Source organism: Caulobacter zeae (assembly GCF_002858925.1).
Lineage (GTDB): Bacteria > Pseudomonadota > Alphaproteobacteria > Caulobacterales > Caulobacteraceae > Caulobacter > Caulobacter zeae.
In genome coordinates, this window is the sequence record NZ_PJRS01000034.1 from 71,822 (window position 1) to 93,165 (window position 21,344).

Here is a 21,344-nt window from a genome sequence, read left to right on the forward strand (position 1 = left end):
TGCGCCATCAACCGGCGCGCAGTCGAGGGCCGGCGCGCGGTCGAGGGGAAGTCAGATGTCCAAGAGCACGCCCGCCACCCTGGCGCTCAGCAAGGCCGGCGTCGCCTTCGAGGTGGCGACCTACGACTATGACCCCAACGCCGAGCGCGTGGGGTTGCAGGCCGCCGAGGCGCTGGGCGTGGATCCGGGCCAGGTGCTCAAGACCCTGATGGCCCAGGTCGACGGCAAGCCGGTCTGCGTGATCGTGCCGTCCGACCGCGAGGTGAGCATGAAGAAGCTGGCGGCGGCCTTCGGCGGCAAGGCGGCGGCGATGATGAAGCCGGCCGACGCCGAGCGCCTGACCGGCTTCAAGGTGGGCGGGGTCAGCCCTTTCGGCCAGCGCAGGAAGGTCCCGACCGCCATCGAGGACGAGGCCTTCGTGCTGGAGCGTGTCTACATCAACGGCGGCCAGCGGGGTTTGCAGGTGCTGCTGGCCCCAGCCGACGCAATGACGGCGGCGGGCGCGATCCGGGCGGCGCTGGTCGCCTAGAACCGATAGGTCACCCCGACCTGCGCCACCGGGAAGTACTTGAAGTCCTTGGCGTCGTCGCGGACCTCGGCCTCTTCCTCGCGCAGGCGCTGCTGGAAGGTCGGATCGTTCGAAAGCGTGCCGCCAGAAGCGGTCAGATCAACCTTCGGGCTGTCGCTGAACGACACCCCGGCCATGGCGCGAAAGCCCCAGGCGCCGTCGCGGGTGAAGGTGTTGTCCCAGCCCAGGCCGACGAAAGGCTGGGCGTCCGACAGCTCGACGTCGCCGGTGATCGTGCCGATCTGGGCGGGCGTGAAGGTGACGCCGCCGATCTGGGTGTCGCGGGTGGGCGTACCCGACAGGTTCAGCTTGCGCTTGCCGAAATAGCTGCCGCCCGAGACGAAGAAGCCGCCCTGCATCGGATGCCAGTCGAGGAAGACGCCGCCGGTCTTGGACTTGATCTTGCCGTTGTAGGCCACGTCGCCATAGGTCTCGTCGTGGTCGAAATCGAGCCAGTCGCCGCCGCCGCGCACCACCAGGCTGTCGTTCAGGCGAAACTGCGCTTCCAGACCCAGGCCCGGCGTGCCGACATTGGCGCCGACGGCGAAATTGCCGCCGTCCTGGGCGTGGGCGCCGGCCGCCGCCAGCAGGGCCAGGCCCGCCGTCGCCGCGAAAATCCGCATCTTCATCTCAAAACGATCCCTTGAAGTCCTGTTCGGGCGGCAAACCCGCAAGACGGCTCGGGAGTTCCTAAGGCTCAGCCAGCAGCGGGCTCGACCGCCCTGGCCTCGCGCTCCTCGACGGCGCGGCAGACCGCCTCCAGGGCCTTGTCGACGACCTCGATCCCGGCCCCCTCGCCCACGCCCTCGACGGTCAGGATCCGGCGCCAGGCGCGCGCGCCCGGCAGGCCGTGGAACAGGCCCAGCATGTGACGGGTGATCCCGGCCAGGCGCCAGCCCTCGGCCAGGCTGCGCTCGATGTAGGGGCGGTAGCGCTCGACGGCCTCGAAGGGCGTGACGTCGGGAACATCCAGGCCGAACACCCGGCGATCGACCGCGCCCAAGAGGCCTGCCTCATGATAGGCCGCGCGACCCAGCATGACGCCGTCGACATGCCGAAGGTGCTCCAGCGCCGCATCGACGCCCGGCACGCCGCCGTTGATCGAGATGGTCAGCTCCGGCCGCTCGCGCTTGAGCCGATAGACCAGCGGATAGTCCAGCGGCGGGACGTCGCGGTTTTCCTTCGGCGACAGGCCTTGCAGCCAGGCCTTGCGCGCATGGACGATGAAGGTGGTGACGCCGGCCGCGACGCACTTGTCCACCAGGGTGAACAGCGCCTCTTCCGGGTCCTGGTCGTCGACGCCGATGCGGCACTTGACCGTCACGGGAACCTTCACGGCGGCGGCCATGGCGGCCATGCATTCGGCCACCAGGTCGGGTTCGCGCATCAGGCACGCGCCGAACCGGCCGCTCTGCACGCGGTCGGACGGGCAGCCGACATTGAGGTTGATCTCGTCGTAGCCATAGTCCTCGCCGATGCGAGCGGCCGCGGCCAGGTCGGCAGGCTCGGACCCGCCCAGTTGCAGCGCCACGGGATGCTGATCCTGGTCGTAACCGAGCAGCCGCTCGCGATCGCCGTGCAGCACGGCGCCGGTGGTGACCATCTCCGAATAGAGCAAGGCCTGCGAAGACAGCACGCGGTGCAGCGACCGGCAGTGGCGGTCGCTCCAATCCATCATGGGCGCAACGGAAAATTTCGTCATAAGTCTTTGATTTTATAGGATTTCACCGACCGGATCACTCCAACAAGGGATTGGAGTGACGACCCAGGGATTTCAATGACTTAGACGAATTCCGTGCGCAATTACATGCCAAAAATGAGGCTGCCCGCACTCATGTTCCGGAATTGTTCGGCCGGCCGCGTGCATTCTTTTGCGGCCGTTCGACCGAGCCGCGCGGCCGACCGCACCCCGCGGACACTCGCAAAGGGCGCATCGATCAACATCACTCTCAAGAATTGAACAAACTGCGTTCGATGCTAAGCTGACGGCTGTCGCAAGGAGCGCCTCGCCTGGGCATTCGACGTGCGACGCCGGCCAGCTCCCCATTGACGCCCAGGCGCCGAGAGCGGCTTCAGTCTGATTGCTTCGACAAGACCCCAGGGACAAGACCGCAGGGGAGCCGTGCGAGCTTGGAACAGCCGAGGACCCCTAGCCAGCCTGCCGGCGGCGCGTCGGAGCGTTTGCCCGAACGCGCGCGGGAACGTTAGGCCATGGCGACCTCGGCCCGCGAGCCGCGTCCGAAGGCGCGGGAAGACGGCCACGCGGCGAAGACGCGCCCGCCTCACCCGTTCCGGCAGGCGCCCCGGGAGACGCCGGGATCGGGCCTGGAGCCGTGCCGGGCCTGCGCGCCGGCCGAACCCTGCGGCCAGTGCGCGGCCGGCCGAAAGGCGGTGTCCGGATCGCCCCTGCGGCTGAAACCTGGTCCAGGCGCCGCGCCAACCACCGAGGCCGCCGTCCAGCGCGCCGGCTATCTGGATCGCCGGCTGGGACCGCCCGAGGCGATCCAGGTCGGCGGCGTCGCCGATCCGCAGGAAGCCGCAGCCGACCAGGTCGCCGACGCGGCGATGCGCGCGCGACGCCTCGATGCGCCCACGCCGCCGCCGGACGCCCCGGCCGACGGCGCGGGGGGCCTGAAGCCGGAGATCCGCGCGCCGATCGAACAGGCCCTGGGCCGCGACATGAGCCATGTGAAGGTGCTGGACGACGCCCCCGCCCGCAGCGCCGCCGCGGCGCTGGGCGCCCGCGCCTTCGCCCGGAACGACCAGATCTGGCTGGGACCGGGCGAGAGCCCGCGCGACCTGCGCCTGATGGCGCACGAGGCCGCGCACCTGGCGCAAGCCGACGCGGCGCCCGGCGCGCCCCTGCGCCGCCAGGTTCCGGACGGCGTCTGCCAGGCGCCCGACGCTGGCGGCTACAGCTTCATCGGTCCCGAGCCCGCCCCTGCCGCGCCATCCACCCTGCCCTCCCAGGTGGAGGTCAGCAGCGCGCCGATGTCCGGCGTCAGCGCCGCGCCCGTGACAATCCAGCTGGAGGAGCCGATCCTCTCCAGCACGGCGATCACCTACTACGCCATCCCGCTGGCCCTGACCGACGGGGCTGGAGGATCGGGCGGGGCGCCGGTCTGCCGGCCGCGTGACCGCGACGACGCCGGGACGAGCGGGGCGACCTCCAGCCCGTCCACCTCGCCCCACAGCCTGCCGTACGCCGCGCCGTTCTCGATGCCCGTCTCCATCGACGGGGTGGCGCTGGAGGTGGTGCGGGTCACCGACACCTTCGTCATCGTCAGCAACTATCACCACCTGGCCGTCGGCGCTGGGGCGACCACCATTCTGGAGACGGCCCAGGGCGTGCGCCTGATCGACGCCGGGGTCGGCACCGACGGCGGCTCGGACATCAGCGCCGCCATCGCCGACCGTGTCAGCGGGATCCTGAACGGTCACCCGATCGCCGAGGTGATGATCACCCACCTCCACGCCGACCACACCAGCCTGCTGCCCGAGCTGGCCCGGCGCTTTCCGATCGGCCGGCTTCGGGTCAACGCCCTGCAGTTCGCCGATCCGCGCTTCCGCCAGCTGCTGGCGCAGATCGCCACGGCCCAGACCGACGGCGTCACCCGCCGCGCCGGCGCCGCCTTCGACGCCCAGCGCTCGGCCTGGGAGAGCACTGAGGGCAGCCGGATCGCCGACGTCGCCGCACGGGAGGCCGCGTTCCAGATCGCCCGCAGCGCCTCGATCGCCACGCAGCTGCGCAACCTGGCCGCCAACCCCACGCAGGTGGACCTGCTGGTGCCGGACGGCGGCCGGCTGGTGGCCACCAGCGCCCCGCTCGGCGCCCTGCCGGCTCTTGGCCCGGCCGACGCCAATCCGGTGGTCCAGGGCCTGCGCCGCGAAGGCGGCCCTGGCGAAGTGTCGGACACGTCCTTCGTCGATCGCGGCACGGGGAGACACCTGCAACGGCAGCAGGCCGCAGCCGCCTCGGACCCCACCGCGCGCGTCCCGGACGAGGTGGTGGACACCGCCTCGACCAACTACGTGATCGACCTTCCAGGCGGCAACAGGCTGATGGTCGTGCCCGATGTGCGGACGGACGACCTGCGGCGCAGCCTCGACGGCACCCGCGCCGGCCGCTCGGCCCTGGAGCGGGCGCTGGCCGAGATCGGCCATCCCGCCCGGTTCCAAGCCTGGAACATGACCCACCACATGCAGTCGGGCTGGGTGGCCGACGGCGCCCCGCATGTCGCCGGGGCCGCCGAACTGAACAATTTCGTCAGGATGGTCCAGAATATCCGGGACATCCAGCGCGCCCAGCGCGCGGCCGCCGGTACGCCCGGCGGCGCCGCGCCGGCGGACATGGTGGTGGTGTCGGCGCAGCACGACGCGCTGACCCGCTCGATGGTCAATCCCGGCATGGTCTGGTTCCTGCGCAGCCTGGGCTTCGAGGTGTTCCTGGCCGCCTCGCAACGGGATATCCGCCTGATCGAGGCCACCACAGCCGGCGGCCAGAAGGTCAGCGGCGTTTCTGGCCTGCCCGCCGAAGGCTTGCGCCCAACCGACCCGCTGCTAATGCATGCAGAAGAAGCTCTCCGGAACCTGCGCGAGCAGTTTGAGGTCGCCAAGCGCCGGTCCGCGCCGGGCCCCGGCAAGAAGGCGCGGGACGCGGCGCGCAGGGTGGCCATCGAACAGGTCAAGACGGCCCGAAACGCCATCATCACCGCTCGCGACGCTTATATCCGCGTCGCAAGCGACACCCTTTGGCGAGGCGCCCACGACAGCACCCGGCCCTCCGTCGCGCCCGATCCGGCCCAGCCGCTGCCCGAGGCCATGGCCGCCGCCGAGGCCAGGCTGCGCACGGCCCTGCAGACGCCGTTGCTGAGTGAGTTCACGCCGTCCCGACCCAGTGCGACGCCGGTGATCAGCGACACCGCCCTGGTGGTCCTGCGTCAGCAGGCCGGCTCGACGATCGACGCCCCGGCGCGGAGCATGCTGGAATCGGTCCAGCGCGCCGACGCCCTGCGCGTACGGATGCAGGCCGCCGACGCCCCGCCCGCGCTGCGCGCCGACCTGGCCGCCGAGCTCGGCGTCTATCGCGGCCTGCTCGAGGCCCAGCGCGCCACCGCGCCCGAAGCCAGCCGCCCCGTGCTCGAAGAGGAACTGCTGCATACCGACCGCGAGCTGCGGTCGCTGATGAACACCGGAGAGGGCGAGGTCGTGTTCTCGCGAGAACCCGGCACCGGGCGATTGGTCGAGAACCGTGTCGTGGTGGTTCCGGGCGCGGGCCCCACCGCGGCCGATCGCGTCAGGGGCGCCGCCGAGACGGCGGGACGCCCCTTGGGCGCGCTGATGGTGTTCCAGACGATCCGGGGCGAGGCCACCCTGCTGGAGGCCCAGGCCACGGGCCGCGCCACCACCGCACAGACCCTGGTCGGCTCGGTGCACAGCGCCGGCAACGTGGCCATCGGCGTGCGGATGATGCAGGCCCAGCCGGTCAGCCCCGGCGTGTTCGTGGTGATGTCGGTCCTGAACGTCACCCAGACGGCGCTGGGCGACTACGACACCGACGCGCAGCGCGCCCAGTCAGTGGCCCACAGCGCGATCGAGGAGAGCGTCACCCTGGGCCTGATGGCGCTCAGCCAGGTCATGATGCGGTCGGGCAACCCCTATGTCGTCGGCGCTGGTTTCGGCATCATGTTCCTGACCGGGCCGATCATGTCGCTGTTAGAGCGAGCCGGCGTGTTCGACGCCATCGAACGCGTCACCGAATTCCTCCCCTCGGAAGTGACCGCCGCCACCCAGCACCTGCGGCCGCTGATCACCGACTACACCGCCCTGATCGGCGCCATGGAGCTGGCGCGCCGAGAGCCGGCCGAGCTGCGGTCGATGGGCGCCGCCGATCCCGAAGCCGTGCGCTCCAGCGCCACCACCGACATCGCCGGCTATCGCGCGCGCGTGGTCGCCAAGGAGGCCGAACTGCTCACCGCCTTCGACGCGGCCTACACGCGGGCGGCAGGCGACTATGCCGGCCTCTATGAACTGGACACCCTGCGCCGGCAGTTCCTGGAGATGCGGGTCGAGGCCCATCGCGGCGACGATCGCAACACGGAGTCCGCCCGGACCGCCCTGGCCGCCTTCGCCCGGATCGACACCGGCCTGTCGATGGACCAGATGACGGCCGACCAGATCAACGGCCTGCCGCAGTGGAGCCGGCTGGACACCGAGCTGACCGAACTGTCCGACCTGCTGTCGGCCAGCCATGTCGACTGGGAGTCGGTGCGCCAGAAAGAGACCGAGGTCGAGCAGGTGATGCGCAACGCCCGCTACCGCCTCTATCCACAACAGCACGGCCTGCGCAGCACGCCCATGCTGTCGCCGGGCGCGCCGGGCCGCGAGGCCTACGAGATAAAGCTCTGCGACGCCGAGTCCCGCCTCACCGTGCTGGAGAGCCGGATGATGCGCGTGGGCCAGGCCGGCGGCGCGGACGCCACCCTGGCCATGGACGACGGCGCCATGACCCCGGCGGTCATCGAAGCGGCGCTGGCGGCCTACACCCAGGCCCTGGCCGACGCGCCGCCCCACCCCGATCCGATCGCCCTCTATCGCGACACCGGCGCGATCGATTCCTACCGCGTCTTCGTGCGCGACCATGACGACTACGCCGCCTATCTGGAGCGCCTACGCGCCATGGAGACCGGGCTGCAGAGCATGTTCGCACGCCTGCCCCGCACGCCGCAGTCGGAGGAAGCGCCCATAGGCGGCGCCTCGCCACTGCCGCTGCGCGTGCAGGCGGCGATCAGCCGCCGCAGCCAACAGCTGGGCCTGGTGTTCCTGCCCGAGCTGGACACCTTGAACGCCGCCGGCCACGAGCGCGACATCCACCGGGTCGCCGGCCTGCTGGGCGAACCCGAAAGCGTTCATCCCCTGACAGCCAACGAGCAGGCGGCCCTGGCGAGCGGCGACCTGGAGGACCAGGCCGGCCAGATGACGACCATCACCAACCAGCTCCAGAAGATCGAGGGCCTGCACGCCAGTGACGATCCGCAGTCCGTCGTCGGCGGCGTCTATCGCGTCGAAGGATCGATCGACGAGATCGACCTGCTGATCGTCAGCATCCCAAGGGGCTACGTGTCGGCGTCCGACAACGTGCTCGTCGGCATCCAGCCCGGCTCGGAGCGCGAATTCTTCACGGGCGGGGGGCACCAGAGGGCGGTGCAGGCCGTGCCGCTGAACGCCGCGGCGGTCCGTCGCCTGGGCTCGGGCGGACGCACCCTGTTCCGCAGTCAGCTCCGCTCGGTCACCCTCGCCGAGCTTCAGGCCGCCCAGCCGGCGGCGGCGGCCACGCCCGCCCCGACTAGCGAAGACACGGTCCCCGCCCGATGACCCCGGCCCTTGAAGCTCTCTACGCCTTCGACCTCGACATGGGATCGGGCCGGCGCGCGAGCGTCCGGCTCCGCACGCCCACTGTCGCCAAGATCGTCCGACTGGTCCTGCCACCAGAAGAACACACGCCCCAGGAGGCCGGGCGGGTGCTGATGCTGGAGCTGGAGGCGCTGATCGACACGCTCGCGGGCCATCCGCCGTCGGCGGCGGAACTGGCGGCCATCGTCGAGGATCCCGAACGGCTGGGCGCCCTGCTGCACGTGCGAAACACGGTCTATGACCACCTGGCGCTGGAGGGGCGGGTCCTGGCGCTATGCCCCCATTGCGACCACGGTCGCGCCGAGCTGGACCTGACCTTCTATTGGCTGGCCCTTAGGCTTCCGCCCTGGGCCTTCACCGACCAGGGCGTACTGCTCAAACCGCCGCTCCTGGCCTCGCCCCTGCCGTCGGGCGGCCGACCGGAAGGCTGGCCGCGCGCCCGGGGCTTCGACGTCATCCACCCGGACGCACCGGGCCTGCGCGCCTTGCGGTCCCTACAGACCCTTGAGGCGCGGATCCGCGAACAGGAGGGCTGGCGTCTATGGGCGCCGGAGGGGGATCAACCGCCGGAAGGACGCGAGCACCGGCATCGAAGCCCGGCCTTTTCGGCCACCTTGCGCTTGGCCGTCGCGCTGGAGACGACGCCTGACGTCGTCGACGGCATGTCCGTCGGGGCCTTCTTCTTCCTCGACCTGCTCCACTTCGCCCTGGCCAACGCGGACGTCGTCGCCCCGGAGCGGGCGGCGGTGCGATGCCCGGCCTGCGACGGCCGCTTCCTGCCGATTTTCTGACCTTGCGACGTTAGTCAACTTTGTAGCGTAATTTATCAATTGAAACCTATGGTGAGCATGTCTACGGTCACCGGGTAGCTTTCCAAAAAACAGACACCAACCCGCGTCTCCGGCGCGGGAACGCTCGGACCAAGGTGCGAGGGACGGTAGAATGTCGATCGCGGGCTGCGGCCAGACCCTTGTCGATCTGCTGACGGCTCGGCTGACCGAGAGCGGCCGGATCGGCGACTACAGCGTCAACCTGATGGCGCCGCGCGAGATCGCCAAGGATCTGCAGAACACCATCGCCCTGATCCTCTACCGCATCGACGTCGACCAGACGCGCCGCCACGTGACCCTGCCGCGCATCGCGCCCACCGCCCCGGCCCGCACGGCGCTGGGCCTGGAACTGCGCTATCTGCTGGCCGTGTGGGGCAAGTCCTCCGCCGCCGGCGAGCAGGTGATGCTCGGCGACTGCATGGACATCCTGGACCGCAACGCGGTGGTCTCCGGGCCGCTGCTGTCGCCTGATTATGCATGGGAACCGCACGACGCCCTGAAGGTGTCGATCGACTCGGTGTCGGTCGACGACATGTGGCGGCTGTGGGATGGAATCGACGCCTCCTACCAGTTATCGGTGCCCTATCTGGCGCGGACGGTGCGGCTGCCGCCGACCGAGACGACCGACGCCCCGATGACCGACACCCGCACCCTGGTCTTGGCGGGCGGGGTGTCATGAACGACCTGCTCGAGCAGCATCCGCTGGTCTGGGCCGCCCAACGCGCGCCCGACAGGGTGGTCGCCGTCGGGGTGCTGGGCGTGCGTCCGCTGCTCTACATGGCCGAGGGCGTCGCGGGCCGCCCGCCCGTCATCGAGGACCTGCGGGTGGTCGCCGTGGACGCGGCGGAGACGCCGATCTTCCACGCCGAGACCGGGCTCTACGGCTTCCTGCGCCTGCCGCCGGGACCCCGGCGCATCGAGATTTCCGACCCGGCGCAGCGCTTCATGCCCTGGGCGACCGTCGTGCAGGTCCCCGACCGCGGCGCCATCCGCACGGCCCTCGAGCGCGGCGCGCCGCCGCCTTCCACGCCGCGCCCGACCCTGATCGACCTGGTCCTGCGCCGCGCGCCCTCGACGGCGCTCCCTCCGGGCCTGACCGCGGTGTGGGGCGTGGTGCGGGAGACGACCGGCAAGCCCGTCCCCCTGGCGCGGATTTCCTGCGCCACGGCCGGCGGCGGCGAGGTGGTGGCCTATTCGGCGCGCGACGGCGCCTATGTGCTGGTGCTGCCCGCCGAAAAGCCCGGGTCACTGGCCGAGCCGCCCAAGTTCGTCTTCCCCCGCGCCCTTGCCCTACACGCGCCCAAGGCGGCCCTGGCGGCGGCGATGGCGGGACCCAGCTTCGTCGGCGCCCTGCCCGCCGACCTCGACGACCTCGACCTCACCGACCCCGCCGGCCCTTTCCAGGCGCGCAATCACCGACTTCGGAACTCGGCCGGCGCAGTGCTGGCCGGTCCCCACCCCGACCTGCCCGTTCAGGCCGGCCTACGCACCCGCTGGGACATCGAGCTCCTGCCCTAGCCCCCTAGAGGAGACGCGTGCATGCCCGAGTATCTATCGCCTGGCGTCTATGTCGAAGAGACCAGCTATCGCGCCAAGTCCATCGAGGGCGTGGCCACCTCGACCGCCGGCTTCGTCGGCCAAAGTCGGTTCGGCCCGACCACCGGCGCCCCGACCCTGGTGACCAGTTTCGAGGACTACCAGCGCTATTTCGGCGACGACGCCGACCTGCTGCTGGGCGGTACGCCGACGATCAACCACCTGGCCCACGCCGTGCGCCTGTTCTTCATGAACGGCGGCGCCCGCGTCTATATCAGCCGCATCGCCAGCCCTCCCGGCGGCGGGACCCTCGAAGACATCACGGCCGCCTCGGCGCCCCTGGTCACCTCGGCCGGGAACGTCGTGCTGCGCGCCCGCTATCCCGGCCTGGCCGGCAATCTGCGCGTGCGCGCCCAGGCCTTGCGCAGCGGCAATCTGCGCGTCGTGCAGAGCGGAACCCCCACGGTCACCGGCGTCCAGCCGGGCGACGTCCTGGAAGTCTCCACCGGCGCGGCGGCCAAGAACCGCATCGTGCGCGGCAGCACCGCCCCCGCCGGCTCCCCCGGGGATCTCCTGACCACCGACCCGGCCCAGCTGGCCGCCGTGTCGTTCGACAGCAACAACCGGCCGGTGCTCACCGCCCAGACCGGCGTGGTCGACCTTGCGACCGTGACCTTCGCCCAGAAGGTTTCGCTCGCCCTGTCGGTCGAACCGAACGGCGACGGCACCACCGGCTCGCGGACCGATGTCCTGCAGAACCTGTCGGCCCATCCCGACAGCGCCCAGTTCGTCGGCACGGTCCTGCGCACCGAGGATTGGTCGATCCCCGTCGAGGCGCCATCCGACCGGTCCAACCGCATCTGGTTCGATATCCCGCTGCTGTCGGACACCGCCACCGACCGCGCCGAATTCGCCGCCGGGCTGCTGCGAGCCCTGGTCGACGGCTCGCCCTTCGCCCTGACCGGCGGCGGCGACGGGATCGCCGCCACGGCCACCGTCTTCTCCGGCGGCGGCAGCGGCCACGACGCCAGGGGCCTGGCGGCCCTGGCCGACCGGGACGACATCGCCATCGTCGCCGCGCCCGGTTCGGCCGCCCTGGCAGACGCCGACGACCGCCAGGCGGTGCGCGACGCCCTGATCGCCCACTGCACAAGCCTGAAATACCGTTTCGCCGTTCTGGCCGGGGACCAGGGGGCCGACGCCTCCTCGATCCGCGAGGTGCGCGGCATGCACGATTCCAGCTACGCGGCGCTCTACTATCCCTGGCTGGTGGTCCCCGCGACCAGCGGCCCGCGCGACACCATCCAGCTGTCGCCCGAGGGAGCGGTGATCGGGGCCTACGCCCGCACCGACATCGAGCGCGGCGTCCACAAGGCCCCCGCCAACGAGACCGTGTTCGGCACCCTGCGGTTCAGCCGCAGCGTCAACAAGGGCGAGCAGGACGTGCTGAACCCCGAGGGGATCAACTGCCTGCGGTTTTTCGAGGGACGCGGCAACCTGATCTGGGGCGCGCGCACCATGAGCAGCGACCTGGAATGGATCTACGTCAACGTCCGGCGGCTGTTCATCTATCTGGAGCACTCGATCGACCGAGGCACCCAGTGGGCCGTATTCGAGCCGAACAACGAGCAGCTGTGGCTGAAGATCCGGCTGACCATCGAGAGCTTCCTCTACGACGCCTGGCGTAGCGGCGCCCTGATGGGGACCAAGCCCGAGCAGGCCTATTTCGTCCGCTGCGACCGCACCACCATGAGCCAGTCCGACCTCGATAACGGGCGGCTGATCTGCCTGATCGGGGTCGCCCCGACCAAGCCCGCCGAATTCGTCATCTTCCGCATCGGTCAGTGGACGGCCGAGGCCTCCATCATCTGACCGCCCCTTCTCCGACTGAAAGAGACGCGCCATGGCTGTTCAGCGTGACGACCCTTACGGTCCCTTCAATTTCCGCGTGACCATCACCCCCGGCACCGGGGCGGAGATCAAGGCCGCCTTCTCCGACGTCTCGGGCATGAACGCCGAGATCACCCACGCCGACTATCGCGTGGGCAGCGATCCGGTGAACCACGTCCGCAAGATCCCGCTGATGAACAAGGCGGGCGACGTGACCTTCAAGCGCGGCCTGGTCGGCTCGCTGGACCTGTTCCAGTGGCTCAAGGCCGCCAAGGACGGGACCATCGCCGCCAAGGCCAGCATCGTCATCGAACTGCTGAGCGAGGATCGCAGCGCCACGGTGGCGACCTGGCAGCTGACCAACGCCCGCCCCCAGAAGTGGACCGGTCCCACCCTGGCGGCCAAGGGCGCCACGGACGTGGCCATGGAAGAGCTGGTCGTGGTCTGCGAAGACATCGTCTACGCGTGACGCCATGGACATCGCCCACCGAAACGACGGCGGCGCGTTCGCGGGCGCGCCCTACAGGGCCGGTTCGCCGCCGGGCCTGTACGAGCAGTTGGAGCGCCCCAAACGTCCGCGACGGGTGCGGCTGAGCACGGCCGCCTTTGTCGGCCTGGCCGAGCGCGGCCCGGTCAACACCCCGACGCTGGTTACGTCGATGCCGGCTTTCCGGACCCAGTTCGGCGCGGCGGCCGACGGCATGCTGTTGCCGCAGGCGGTGGGCGCGTTCTTCGCCAATGGCGGACGCCAGTGCGTCGTCGTGCGGTGCCTGGACGCCGCCAAGGCGCGCACCGCCCGCCTGGCCCTGCCGGGCCTGACCGCCGACGGCGCGATCGCCGCCCGCAACCCCGGCGCCTGGGCCAACCGCCTGAGCCTGCGCACGACGGTGAAGCGACGCGCCCTGCCCCTGCGGCTGGCCCCGGTCGGCGATCCCGCCTGGCCCGAGGGAGGCCTGATCGCCCCGGCCCATCGCGCCCGGCCCGGCGTCACCCTGCGCCTGGTCGGCGGATCGCCGCCCGCGGGCCTGGTGGTCCACATCGCCGCCGCCGCGACGCCCCGGCGCGGCGTCACCGCCGTGACGCTGGACGCCGCCCTCGCCCCCGCCTTCTCCGACCCGGCCCTGCTGGCGGGGGCCGAGGAGCTCCTGGTCCGCCTGGACGTCGACCTGGGCGGCGCCCTGGTCGAGCGCTGGGACGACGCCGCCCTGCATCCCGATCATCCCGACTTCCTGCCGCGCCTGATCGGCCGCCGCGCCGCCAGCGAGGCCCTGCTGGCGCCCCGCCTGTCGGGCGGCGAGGAGCCCGACTCCGCCTGGGGCGACCAGGAGGATCCCGCCGGTTCGGAATTCCTCCGGCCCAGCCTGCTGCTGCGCGACGCGACCCTGACGCCCAGCGCCGCCCTGCTGACGGCGCCGGACGGCCTGACATTCCACGCCCTGGACCTGGTCGCGCCCGAAAGCGGCGATGACGCCCGCGCCACGACCACCCGCGACCACTTCTTCGACGCCACGCCGGGCGAGCCGAGCGACGCCGCGACCGGCCTGCTGACCTTCGCCGACCGCCCCGGCGGCCTGGATGTCCTGGCGGTCTGGGACGAAACCCAACCCACCGATCCGGTCGCCCTGGTCGCCATGCCCGACCTGCTGCATCCGACCCCGCCGGACGACGCGCCCGAACCCGCGCTCGCCGACGAAACGCCCTGCTTCGGCGCCTGCATCCATGCGCCTCAACCAAACGCCTCGGCCGTCCTGCCCTATCCGCAACTCGGCGCAAGCCTCGACAACCTGCGCACCGCCCAGGACCGGCTGACCCGGCATTGCGAAGCGACAGGCGGCCGCATCGCCCTGCTGGACCTGCCGCCCGGCCTGGCGGCCGGCGACATCATCGGCTGGCGACGCGCCCTGGCGTCCGACCGCGCGGCCCTGTTCGCCCCCTGGCTGCGCGCCGCGCCGGTCGGCGATCCCCAGGGCGCGGCGATCATCGCTCCCCCCTCGGCGGCGGCGGCGGGGCTGATCGCCCGTGTCGAGGGGCAGGCCGGCGTCTGGGCTTCGCCCGGCGCCCAGACCCTGGCGGGCGTCTTCGGCCTGGCCGAGGATCCCGGACTGCCCGAGGCCGGCTTCCTGCACGCCGAACGCATCGACGTCATCCGCAGGACGGAAAAGGGCGTGCAGTTGATGGGCTCGCGCACCACCGCCCTGGATCCGGACTGGACCCACATCAATGTCCGCCGGGTGATCGACTGGCTGAAGGCGCAACTGGCGCTGGACCTGGCCTGGGCGACCTTCGAGCCGAACAACCCTGCCCTATGGCGCGCCATGACCCATACGGCGACGACGCGGCTGCGCGGTCTGTTCGACGCCGGCGCCCTGGCCGGCGACACCGCCGCGCGATCCTACTTCGCGCGCTGCGACGACACGACCATGAGCCAGCACGACCTGGACCAGGGCCGGGCGATCATGCTGGTGGGCGTGGCGCCCGCCGTCCCGGCCGAGTTCCTGGTCTTCCGCCTGATCCGCGACGGCGGCGAAAACCCCAGCGTGGGGGCGTTCGGATGAGCGAAGACGCCCTGCTGACCCGCTTCAACTTCCTGGTCGACATCTACGCCTCGCAGTATGGCGGCGACACCGGCCTGGCCCAAGGCGCCAAGGGGGCGTTCAGCGAGGTGACCGGCCTAGAGCTGACCCTGGAGCCGGTGACCTTCCGCGAGGGCGGCTATCACGCCGGGCCACGGCAGCTGGTCGGCAAGACCACGGCGACGCCCCTGGTCCTGAAGCGCGGCGTCTCGCTGGACGCGGCGTTCTGGCAATGGATCGGGCGCTGCACCGACGGGAGCTATCCCCTGCCCTATGTAAGCGGCGCGATCCACATGCGTCCAGCCGACGGCGAGGCGTCCGGCGACCAGGCCAGCTGGTCGTTCGTCAGCGGCATCGTCACCAAGGTCAAATCGGCGGACCTCAACGCCGTAGACCCCAAGGACGCGCCGATCGAGGAACTGCACATCGTCCACGAAGGCCTCTCGCGGGGGGCCGCATGACCGCCGCCCTCAAACGCGCCAAGCTGACGCCGTACAACACGGCCGGCACGACGCTGCAGGCCGACAAGGTCATCAAGTTCGACTTCAATCCCGAGACCCTGACCCTGAAGGTGACCACGGGCCAGCAACAGGATCGCGGCCGCCGTGGGCGCCAGCAGGTGCAGAGCGTGGGCGCCTCCTCGGCGACCCTGGCCTTCGAGGCGATCTTCGACACCACCCGTCCCAAGGACAACGACGTGGTCGAGGACGGCGACCTGAACGACGACACCGCCCTGGACGTGCGCCGCCGCACCAAGCCCATCGCCGACCTGCTGGCGGCCGTCCCCCAGCCCGGCGGCGGGAGCGGCAAAAGCAGCAGCGGCGGCGGTGGCGGCAAGACCGACAAGTCGCCCTGCCGCGTACAGTTCCAGTGGGGCAACATCCTGTTCGACGGTGTGATCACCTCGCACCAGGAGACGTTCGACTTCTTCGCCCCCTCCGGCGTGCCCCTGCGCAGCAAGGTCCAGCTCACCCTCACCGAGCAGAACTTCAACTACGTGGTCGACGCCGACGACCTGTCGAGGGCGACGGCCGATCCGGCCCCGGCCAACGCCCGCGAGGCGGCGACGGCGGCCGACGCCGACAGCCTGTTCGACCTCGACTCGGGCGGGCTATCGCTGGGCTTCTCGGCCAGCGCCAGCCTGGGCCTGTCGCTGGACGCCAGCTTTTCGCTCTCGGCCCAGTTGGGCGTGTCCGTCGACTTCGGCGTGTCGCTGGACGCCGGGTTCAGCCTCGACGCCTCCGCGGCGCTGGACGTGTTCGGCAGCGCGGCGCTGTCGGCGACCAGCGGCGTATCGGACGTCGGCCAGGCCGGGCTGGGCCGACTGGCGCCGCCGGTCCGCGCCCCGGCCGGCGCGACCCAGCCCAGCTCGCCTTGGGCCCCGGACGGTCCCAAGCCGGGCACTTCGGCGGCCGGCCTGGCCAAGACGGTCAACGCCCTGCGCGCCAGCGGCGCGGCCGGCGGCCAGCCTGGCGGCCCCACGCCCCCGGGCGGCGCCAGCGCGCCCCCGCCGACCGCCCTGCCGGTGCGCGGCTCACCGCCTCCCGCCCTGCCCCGCGCGCCCATGCCGATCGACGGAACCGTCTATTCCGGCGCCCGGATGACGCCCCAGTCCATCCCGGACGGCCGCCGCCGGCCCAGCTGGGAAGCCTTGCCCGGACGGGCGACGACGCCCTTGGCCCGCGCCGCGCCCAAGCATCGATCCGGCGGCTGCGGCTGCCGCCAGTGTCGGGGGCATTGAGCCATGGGCGTCACCATCGGCGAAATCTCCAGCGAGCTCGTGGTCGATCCGTCGAAGGATCGGGGCGGCGGAGCCGAGGCGGGGCCCGCGCCCGCCCAGGAGGTGCGGGTCGAGGAACTGCGCGCCATCGTCCGTGAACTGCTGGTCGAGGAACTGGAGCGCTACCTGCGCCTGGCGGTGGACCGATGAGCGCCGACGGCGGGCAATTCCTGTCCTCGGGCCAGCCCATCTTCAAGGTGGATGGTCGGGAGATCGCTGCGCTCGGCCGGGGCTGCTTCCGGCTGGAAACCCATGCCGACGACACAGGCCTGTCGAGCCTGGAAGCCGTCTTCCTGAATCTGGACCGCCCGTCCGAGGGCAAGCCCGTCGACTTCCTGTATTTCGACCGCCAGGTGCTGGACCTGGGCAAGGCCATAGAGATCGCCTTCCAGCCCGCCGGCGCGCCCATCACGGTGTTCAAGGGCGTGATCACCGCCCTGGGCGGCGAGTTTCCAGAGGCGCGCGAGCCCGAGCTGGTGCTCCACGCCGAGGACGCCCTGGCGCCGTTGCGCATGCGACGGCGCACCCGGGTGTTCGAGAACGCCAGCGACGCCGACATGCTGCAGCAGGTAGGCTCCGACGCGGGCTTGACCCCCACCGCCCAGGTCGACGGACCAAGCTACGTGCAGCACCTGCAGGTCAATCAGAGCGACCTGGAGCTTTTGCGCGAGCGGGCGGCGGTCAGCGACGGCCTGCTGGTCCTCGACGACCGGGCCCTGACTGTGGAGGCGCGCAGCGCCGCGGCCGATCCGCCGATCCGCATGTCCAACTACAACGAGCTGCTGCGCTTTACCGTGCTGGCCGACCTGGCGCATCAGCGGACCAAGGTCCGGGTGCACGGCTGGGACGTCTCCGCCAAGCAGGCGATCCACGAGCAGTCGGGCAGCGACGACGCCCGCGCCGTGGCCGGATCGGGCGGTCGCACGGGACCGGAAATCCTGGCCGACATCTGGCCCGAGGTCGTCGAGGACCTGCACCTGGAAGCGCCGGCCACGCCGGACGAGGCCCGCGCGCTGGCCAAGGGCGCCATGCAGCGCCGGGCCCGCAACTTCGTGCGAGGCCGGGGCGTGGCCAACGGCGATCCCAACCTCAAGGTCGGAAGCCGGGTGGAGCTGGTCGACATCGGCGCCTTCTTCTCGGGCGTCTACCAGCTGACCTCGGTGCGGCACGCCTTCGACATGAGCTACGGCTACCGCACCCACTTCGAAGCCTGCCGCGCCGAGCTGGGAGATCCATCATGATCGCGCGCGACCCCAAGGGCGTCGTCCTGCCGTTCGCCCGCCCTCGCCTGGCCGGCGTCTATCCGGCCCTGGTCCGCGATGTTCAGGACCCGGATCAGCAGGGCCGGGTGAAGATCGAGCTGCCCTTCGTCGGCGACGACGACGGCCCGTCCGCCCAGGCCTGGGCGCGGCTGTCCACGGCCCTGGCCGGCGCCTCGCGCGGAACCTGGTTCATCCCCGAGCCCGGCGACGAGGTGCTGGTGGCCTTCGAGGCGGGCGATCCCCGCCGGCCGGTGGTGATCGGATCGCTCTGGAACGGCGAGGACACGCCGCCGGAGACGATGAACGCCAACAACGACGTGCGCAGCTTCACCTCGCGGTCGGGCCACAAGCTGACCTTCGACGACACCGACGGCGCGACCAAGGTCCAGGTCAAGACCCAGGGCGGCCACGAGCTGACCCTGGACGACGCCAGCGGCGGCAAGATCACCGTCAGCCACTCCAACGGCGCCAGCGTGGTCATCGACGCGGCAGGCAACGTGAAGATCATCGCCAACGCCAACTGCGAGGTGCAGGCCGCGATGGTCAAGGTGACCGCCTCCATGGTCACCGTGGACGCGGCGATGTCGAAATTCTCGGGCGTGGTTAAGGCCGACACGGTGATCACTAACAGCGTGGTCTCGTCCTCCTACACCCCCGGCGCCGGGAACGTGTGGTGAGCGCCGCCCCGGCCCCGGCGCGCCGGCTGACCGTGCCGGCCACGCGCAGGGATTCGCGCGAGATCCTGGTCACCGCGCCGCCCTTCTTCCTGCGCGACCCGGCCGCGCCGCCGACCAGCGATCCGGCCGTCGCGGTGAGCCCGCCCCTGTTGTCGTTCGACGGGGCGGACTTCATGGACGACTTCCTGGCCGGCGCCGCCGCGCCCGAGCGCCTGCCTCGGCTGCTGGCCTGGCGCGACTGGGCCGAGCCGCCGGCCTCGATGCTGGACGCGGTCGGGACCCGGCTCCATCCGACCTCGGTGCGGCGCGCCCCGCCCCTGGCCGTCGAGCCGGAGACCGAGGCGGCGGGGGTGCTCGACGCCGACGGGATACCGCATGGCGACCCGGCATGGCTGCGCAAGCTCTACCTGCCGCTGCACCTGCGCTTCACCCTGGTGGCGTTCGACCTGCTGTGCGAGCGCCAGGGCTGGCCCCGGGTCGCCAAGTCCCGGATCCTGGGTTCGGGCGCGGTGGTGCGCCGGCTGGTGCGCGACCCCGCCGGCGAGCGATGGGAAGACTGGATCAGCGTCGACGGCAAGCGCGGCGTCTGGCTCGAGCTGGCGGGCGGCCTGCCGGCCGATCCCGAAGCCATCCCCGACGCCGCCTGGGGCGGGCAGGACGCGGCCTTGAAGGCGCGCCTGGAGCTGAAGGCCGAGACGCCCCTGCCCAAGGCGCTGGACAGCGCGCGGCTGTCGCTGCTGCCCGGCACGGTGGCCGGCGCGGCCGCCCACACCACGCTCTACGGCCTCTTGCCGGTGCTCTCGGCCGCCGAACAGGTCCAGGACGAGGCGCCTCCGGCCCTGGCCGCCGACATCGCCGCGGCCATGGCCGCCGAAACCGACGCCCGACTAACCTCGGCCTGGTCCGACGCGCCTGGTCAGCGCGCCGCCATCCGCGCGGCGCTGTCCAATCTGCTGGCCCTGACCGTAACGCCCAGCGCGCCGACCAACGCGCAGGTCGCCGCATCGCGCAACGCCATCCTGTCGTTCGGCATGATCCCCAGCTCGACCCTGGACGCGACCCTGCGGGACGTGGTGCGCAAGGTGATCGCCGACGGCTTCGCGGCCCTGGCGCCGTCGGCGGGCGTGATCGGCCCGACCAGCGCCCCCGCCGCCTTCTGGTCCAACGCCGAGCAGTCCGCTCAATGGGCCAGCGGCAACCCCACCGTCACTCTCAGCTTCAGCGCGCGCCTGTCCGACTGGCGGGTGCTGATCCGCGATCGCCTGCGCCGGGCGATCGACGGGGTGCTGATCCCGACCGGCGCGCCCAGCACCGATGCCGAGTTGGGCGTAATCGCGCGCGGCGTCATGGCGGTGGCCCTGTTGCGGGTGCGCGCCTTCCGCCTGGCCCTGCTGGCCAATCTGCACGCCCAGATGTTCGACGAGGCCGACACCGCCACTCTCGCGGCCGTGACGCCATTGACGTTCAAGGGCGTCACCTACCAGACGCCCGCCGCGACGACCGGCGCCCTCTCGGTCGAGATCGAGGCGGTCTACGGGCTGGACACGGTGACCAGCCCCGCCGAGGCCGTGCCAATCTGGTCGCCGCTGAACCGCGCCCAGCCGGCCAACGCCGACGCCGTGCACCGCGCGGCCCTGGCGCTGGAGGCGCTGTTCAGCCCGCTGGACGAGGCCGGGGCCGCCGGCGGCAGCGCCTACGAGACCCGGCTGGCCAAGTTGATCGTCGACGAGGTCGCGCCCGCGATCACCGGGCCGTTCAGCCTGCCCGACGATCCGATCCACCGCCTTCGAACCTTCGGCCTGGACCTGTTCGAGCAGCCCGCGCGTGGCCTGCTGGTCTTTCCCGGCCCGACGCCCGAGGCCGCAACCTTCGATACGATGCGCCAGACGGTGGCCGCCAGCTACGCCGCCAGCGTACCCGTCGCCGTCGCCGAGTCCCGGGGTCGCGCCAGGGCGCACCGGCTGCGCTACGACCACGACAACGTCTTCGCCGTATGGTGCTGGGCGCGGGTGGCGGGCCACACGCCCTGCGAGCAGGCCAAGCTGGTCTGGACCGGCCGGTCCGAGCCTTTCACCATCGCCGAGCCCACTGACATCCTGGGCGCCAAGCCGGTGACGATCCAACTGCCGGACCTGGCCAAGCTCGTGCGCGACATCCCCCGCATCGCCAAGGCCCGCGCCAAGCCGTTCGCCGGGTTCAACACCCCGCCGAACTCCGGCTACAACGTCGGCGACGACCCCAAGGACACCTCGCGCGCCTGGGGCGTGGGCTGGATCTGCAGCTTCGCGATCCCGGTGATCACGATCTGCGCCTTCATCCTGTTCAGCATCATTTTCAGCATACTGATCGCCCTGCCCGGCTTCGCCTGGATGCTGCTGCTGAAGTTCTGCATCCCCATACCGGTCCCGAAGAAATCATGAGCGCGGGATCCAACAGATTGGGCGTGGGCCTGCGCTTCCCCCCCGTCACCGGCCAGGGATGGGACTGGGTGGCGGGCGTCGACGCCGTCGACCAGGCCGTACGCGCGGTGCTGCTGACCGAACCGGGCGAACGGATCGGCCGCCCCGTCTTCGGCGCGGGCCTGCGGCGCTTCCTGTTCCAGCCCAACAGCCTGGAGACCCGGGCCCAGATCCAGAAGGCGGTCGCCGACGCCCTGTCGCGCGACGAAGGCAGGATCCGCCTCGAGGACGTCAGCGTCGTGGCCGATCCGCGCGAGCCGACGCTGCTGCGCATCGGCGTCCGCTACCAGGTCCCGCCCGATCCCGGTCCGCGCAGCCTGGTCTATCCCTTCTATCTCGACGCAGGAGCGGCTTGA

The 21,344-nt window shown here is 71.3% G+C and carries 17 protein-coding genes; 15 read left to right on the forward strand and 2 right to left on the reverse strand.

What is annotated here, in order from left to right:
* The first annotated feature begins 55 nt into the window (after positions 1–55).
* Positions 56–529, forward strand: coding sequence for a Cys-tRNA(Pro) deacylase (ybaK, locus tag SGCZBJ_RS16725; protein WP_101719126.1), 474 nt, complete (start codon positions 56–58; stop codon positions 527–529).
* Here ybaK and SGCZBJ_RS16730 read toward each other — a convergent pair.
* Both SGCZBJ_RS16730 and dusA read right to left on the reverse strand, forming a co-directional pair.
* Positions 526–1,197: a hypothetical protein gene (locus tag SGCZBJ_RS16730; protein ID WP_101719127.1), complete on the reverse strand. Its 672-nt coding sequence runs from the start codon at positions 1,195–1,197 to the stop codon at positions 526–528. The genes ybaK and SGCZBJ_RS16730 overlap by 4 nt on opposite strands.
* A 68-nt stretch (positions 1,198–1,265) precedes the next feature.
* Positions 1,266–2,270: a tRNA dihydrouridine(20/20a) synthase DusA gene (dusA, locus tag SGCZBJ_RS16735; protein ID WP_101719128.1), complete on the reverse strand. Its 1,005-nt coding sequence runs from the start codon at positions 2,268–2,270 to the stop codon at positions 1,266–1,268.
* A 509-nt stretch (positions 2,271–2,779) separates the two neighbouring features.
* On the opposite strand from dusA, the gene SGCZBJ_RS16740 reads away from it, so the two are divergent.
* The 14 genes from SGCZBJ_RS16740 to SGCZBJ_RS16805 all read left to right on the forward strand — a co-directional run bounded on the left by SGCZBJ_RS16740 (position 2,780) and on the right by SGCZBJ_RS16805 (position 21,344).
* Positions 2,780–7,942, forward strand: coding sequence for an eCIS core domain-containing protein (locus SGCZBJ_RS16740; protein ID WP_101719129.1), 5,163 nt, complete (start codon positions 2,780–2,782; stop codon positions 7,940–7,942).
* On the forward strand, positions 7,939–8,772 hold the full coding sequence (locus SGCZBJ_RS16745; RefSeq protein ID WP_101719130.1) for a hypothetical protein: 834 nt from the start codon (positions 7,939–7,941) through the stop codon (positions 8,770–8,772). The genes SGCZBJ_RS16740 and SGCZBJ_RS16745 overlap by 4 nt, the downstream gene beginning before the upstream one ends.
* A 151-nt stretch (positions 8,773–8,923) precedes the next feature.
* On the forward strand, positions 8,924–9,490 hold the full coding sequence (locus SGCZBJ_RS16750; RefSeq protein ID WP_101719131.1) for a Pvc16 family protein: 567 nt from the start codon (positions 8,924–8,926) through the stop codon (positions 9,488–9,490).
* Positions 9,487–10,329, forward strand: coding sequence for a hypothetical protein (locus SGCZBJ_RS16755; RefSeq protein ID WP_101719132.1), 843 nt, complete (start codon positions 9,487–9,489; stop codon positions 10,327–10,329). The genes SGCZBJ_RS16750 and SGCZBJ_RS16755 overlap by 4 nt, the downstream gene beginning before the upstream one ends.
* Positions 10,330–10,350: 21 nt before the next feature.
* Positions 10,351–12,219 carry a phage tail sheath subtilisin-like domain-containing protein gene (locus SGCZBJ_RS16760; RefSeq protein WP_101719133.1) on the forward strand — a complete coding sequence of 623 codons (1,869 nt, stop codon included), beginning with the start codon at positions 10,351–10,353 and terminating at the stop codon, positions 12,217–12,219.
* A 31-nt stretch (positions 12,220–12,250) separates the two neighbouring features.
* Positions 12,251–12,706 carry a phage tail protein gene (locus SGCZBJ_RS16765; RefSeq protein ID WP_101719134.1) on the forward strand — a complete coding sequence of 152 codons (456 nt, stop codon included), beginning with the start codon at positions 12,251–12,253 and terminating at the stop codon, positions 12,704–12,706.
* A 4-nt stretch (positions 12,707–12,710) separates the two neighbouring features.
* Positions 12,711–14,792, forward strand: coding sequence for a phage tail sheath family protein (locus tag SGCZBJ_RS16770; protein WP_101719135.1), 2,082 nt, complete (start codon positions 12,711–12,713; stop codon positions 14,790–14,792).
* Positions 14,789–15,271: a phage tail protein gene (locus tag SGCZBJ_RS16775; RefSeq protein ID WP_101719136.1), complete on the forward strand. Its 483-nt coding sequence runs from the start codon at positions 14,789–14,791 to the stop codon at positions 15,269–15,271. Before SGCZBJ_RS16770 ends, SGCZBJ_RS16775 begins: the two co-directional genes overlap by 4 nt.
* Positions 15,268–16,551 (forward strand): CIS tube protein, encoded by a 1,284-nt coding sequence (locus tag SGCZBJ_RS16780; protein ID WP_101719137.1) that lies wholly within the window; start codon positions 15,268–15,270, stop codon positions 16,549–16,551. Before SGCZBJ_RS16775 ends, SGCZBJ_RS16780 begins: the two co-directional genes overlap by 4 nt.
* A gap of 3 nt (positions 16,552–16,554) precedes the next feature.
* A complete protein-coding gene (locus SGCZBJ_RS16785; RefSeq protein WP_101719138.1) occupies positions 16,555–16,740 on the forward strand; it encodes a hypothetical protein in 186 nt (61 codons plus the stop codon).
* Positions 16,737–17,831 carry a phage late control D family protein gene (locus SGCZBJ_RS16790; RefSeq protein ID WP_101719139.1) on the forward strand — a complete coding sequence of 365 codons (1,095 nt, stop codon included), beginning with the start codon at positions 16,737–16,739 and terminating at the stop codon, positions 17,829–17,831. Before SGCZBJ_RS16785 ends, SGCZBJ_RS16790 begins: the two co-directional genes overlap by 4 nt.
* Positions 17,828–18,529, forward strand: a complete 702-nt coding sequence (locus tag SGCZBJ_RS16795; protein ID WP_101719140.1) for a phage baseplate assembly protein V — start codon at positions 17,828–17,830, stop codon at positions 18,527–18,529. The genes SGCZBJ_RS16790 and SGCZBJ_RS16795 overlap by 4 nt, the downstream gene beginning before the upstream one ends.
* Positions 18,526–20,949, forward strand: coding sequence for a hypothetical protein (locus tag SGCZBJ_RS16800; RefSeq protein WP_101719141.1), 2,424 nt, complete (start codon positions 18,526–18,528; stop codon positions 20,947–20,949). The genes SGCZBJ_RS16795 and SGCZBJ_RS16800 overlap by 4 nt, the downstream gene beginning before the upstream one ends.
* Positions 20,946–21,344: a GPW/gp25 family protein gene (locus SGCZBJ_RS16805; protein ID WP_101719142.1), complete on the forward strand. Its 399-nt coding sequence runs from the start codon at positions 20,946–20,948 to the stop codon at positions 21,342–21,344. The genes SGCZBJ_RS16800 and SGCZBJ_RS16805 overlap by 4 nt, the downstream gene beginning before the upstream one ends.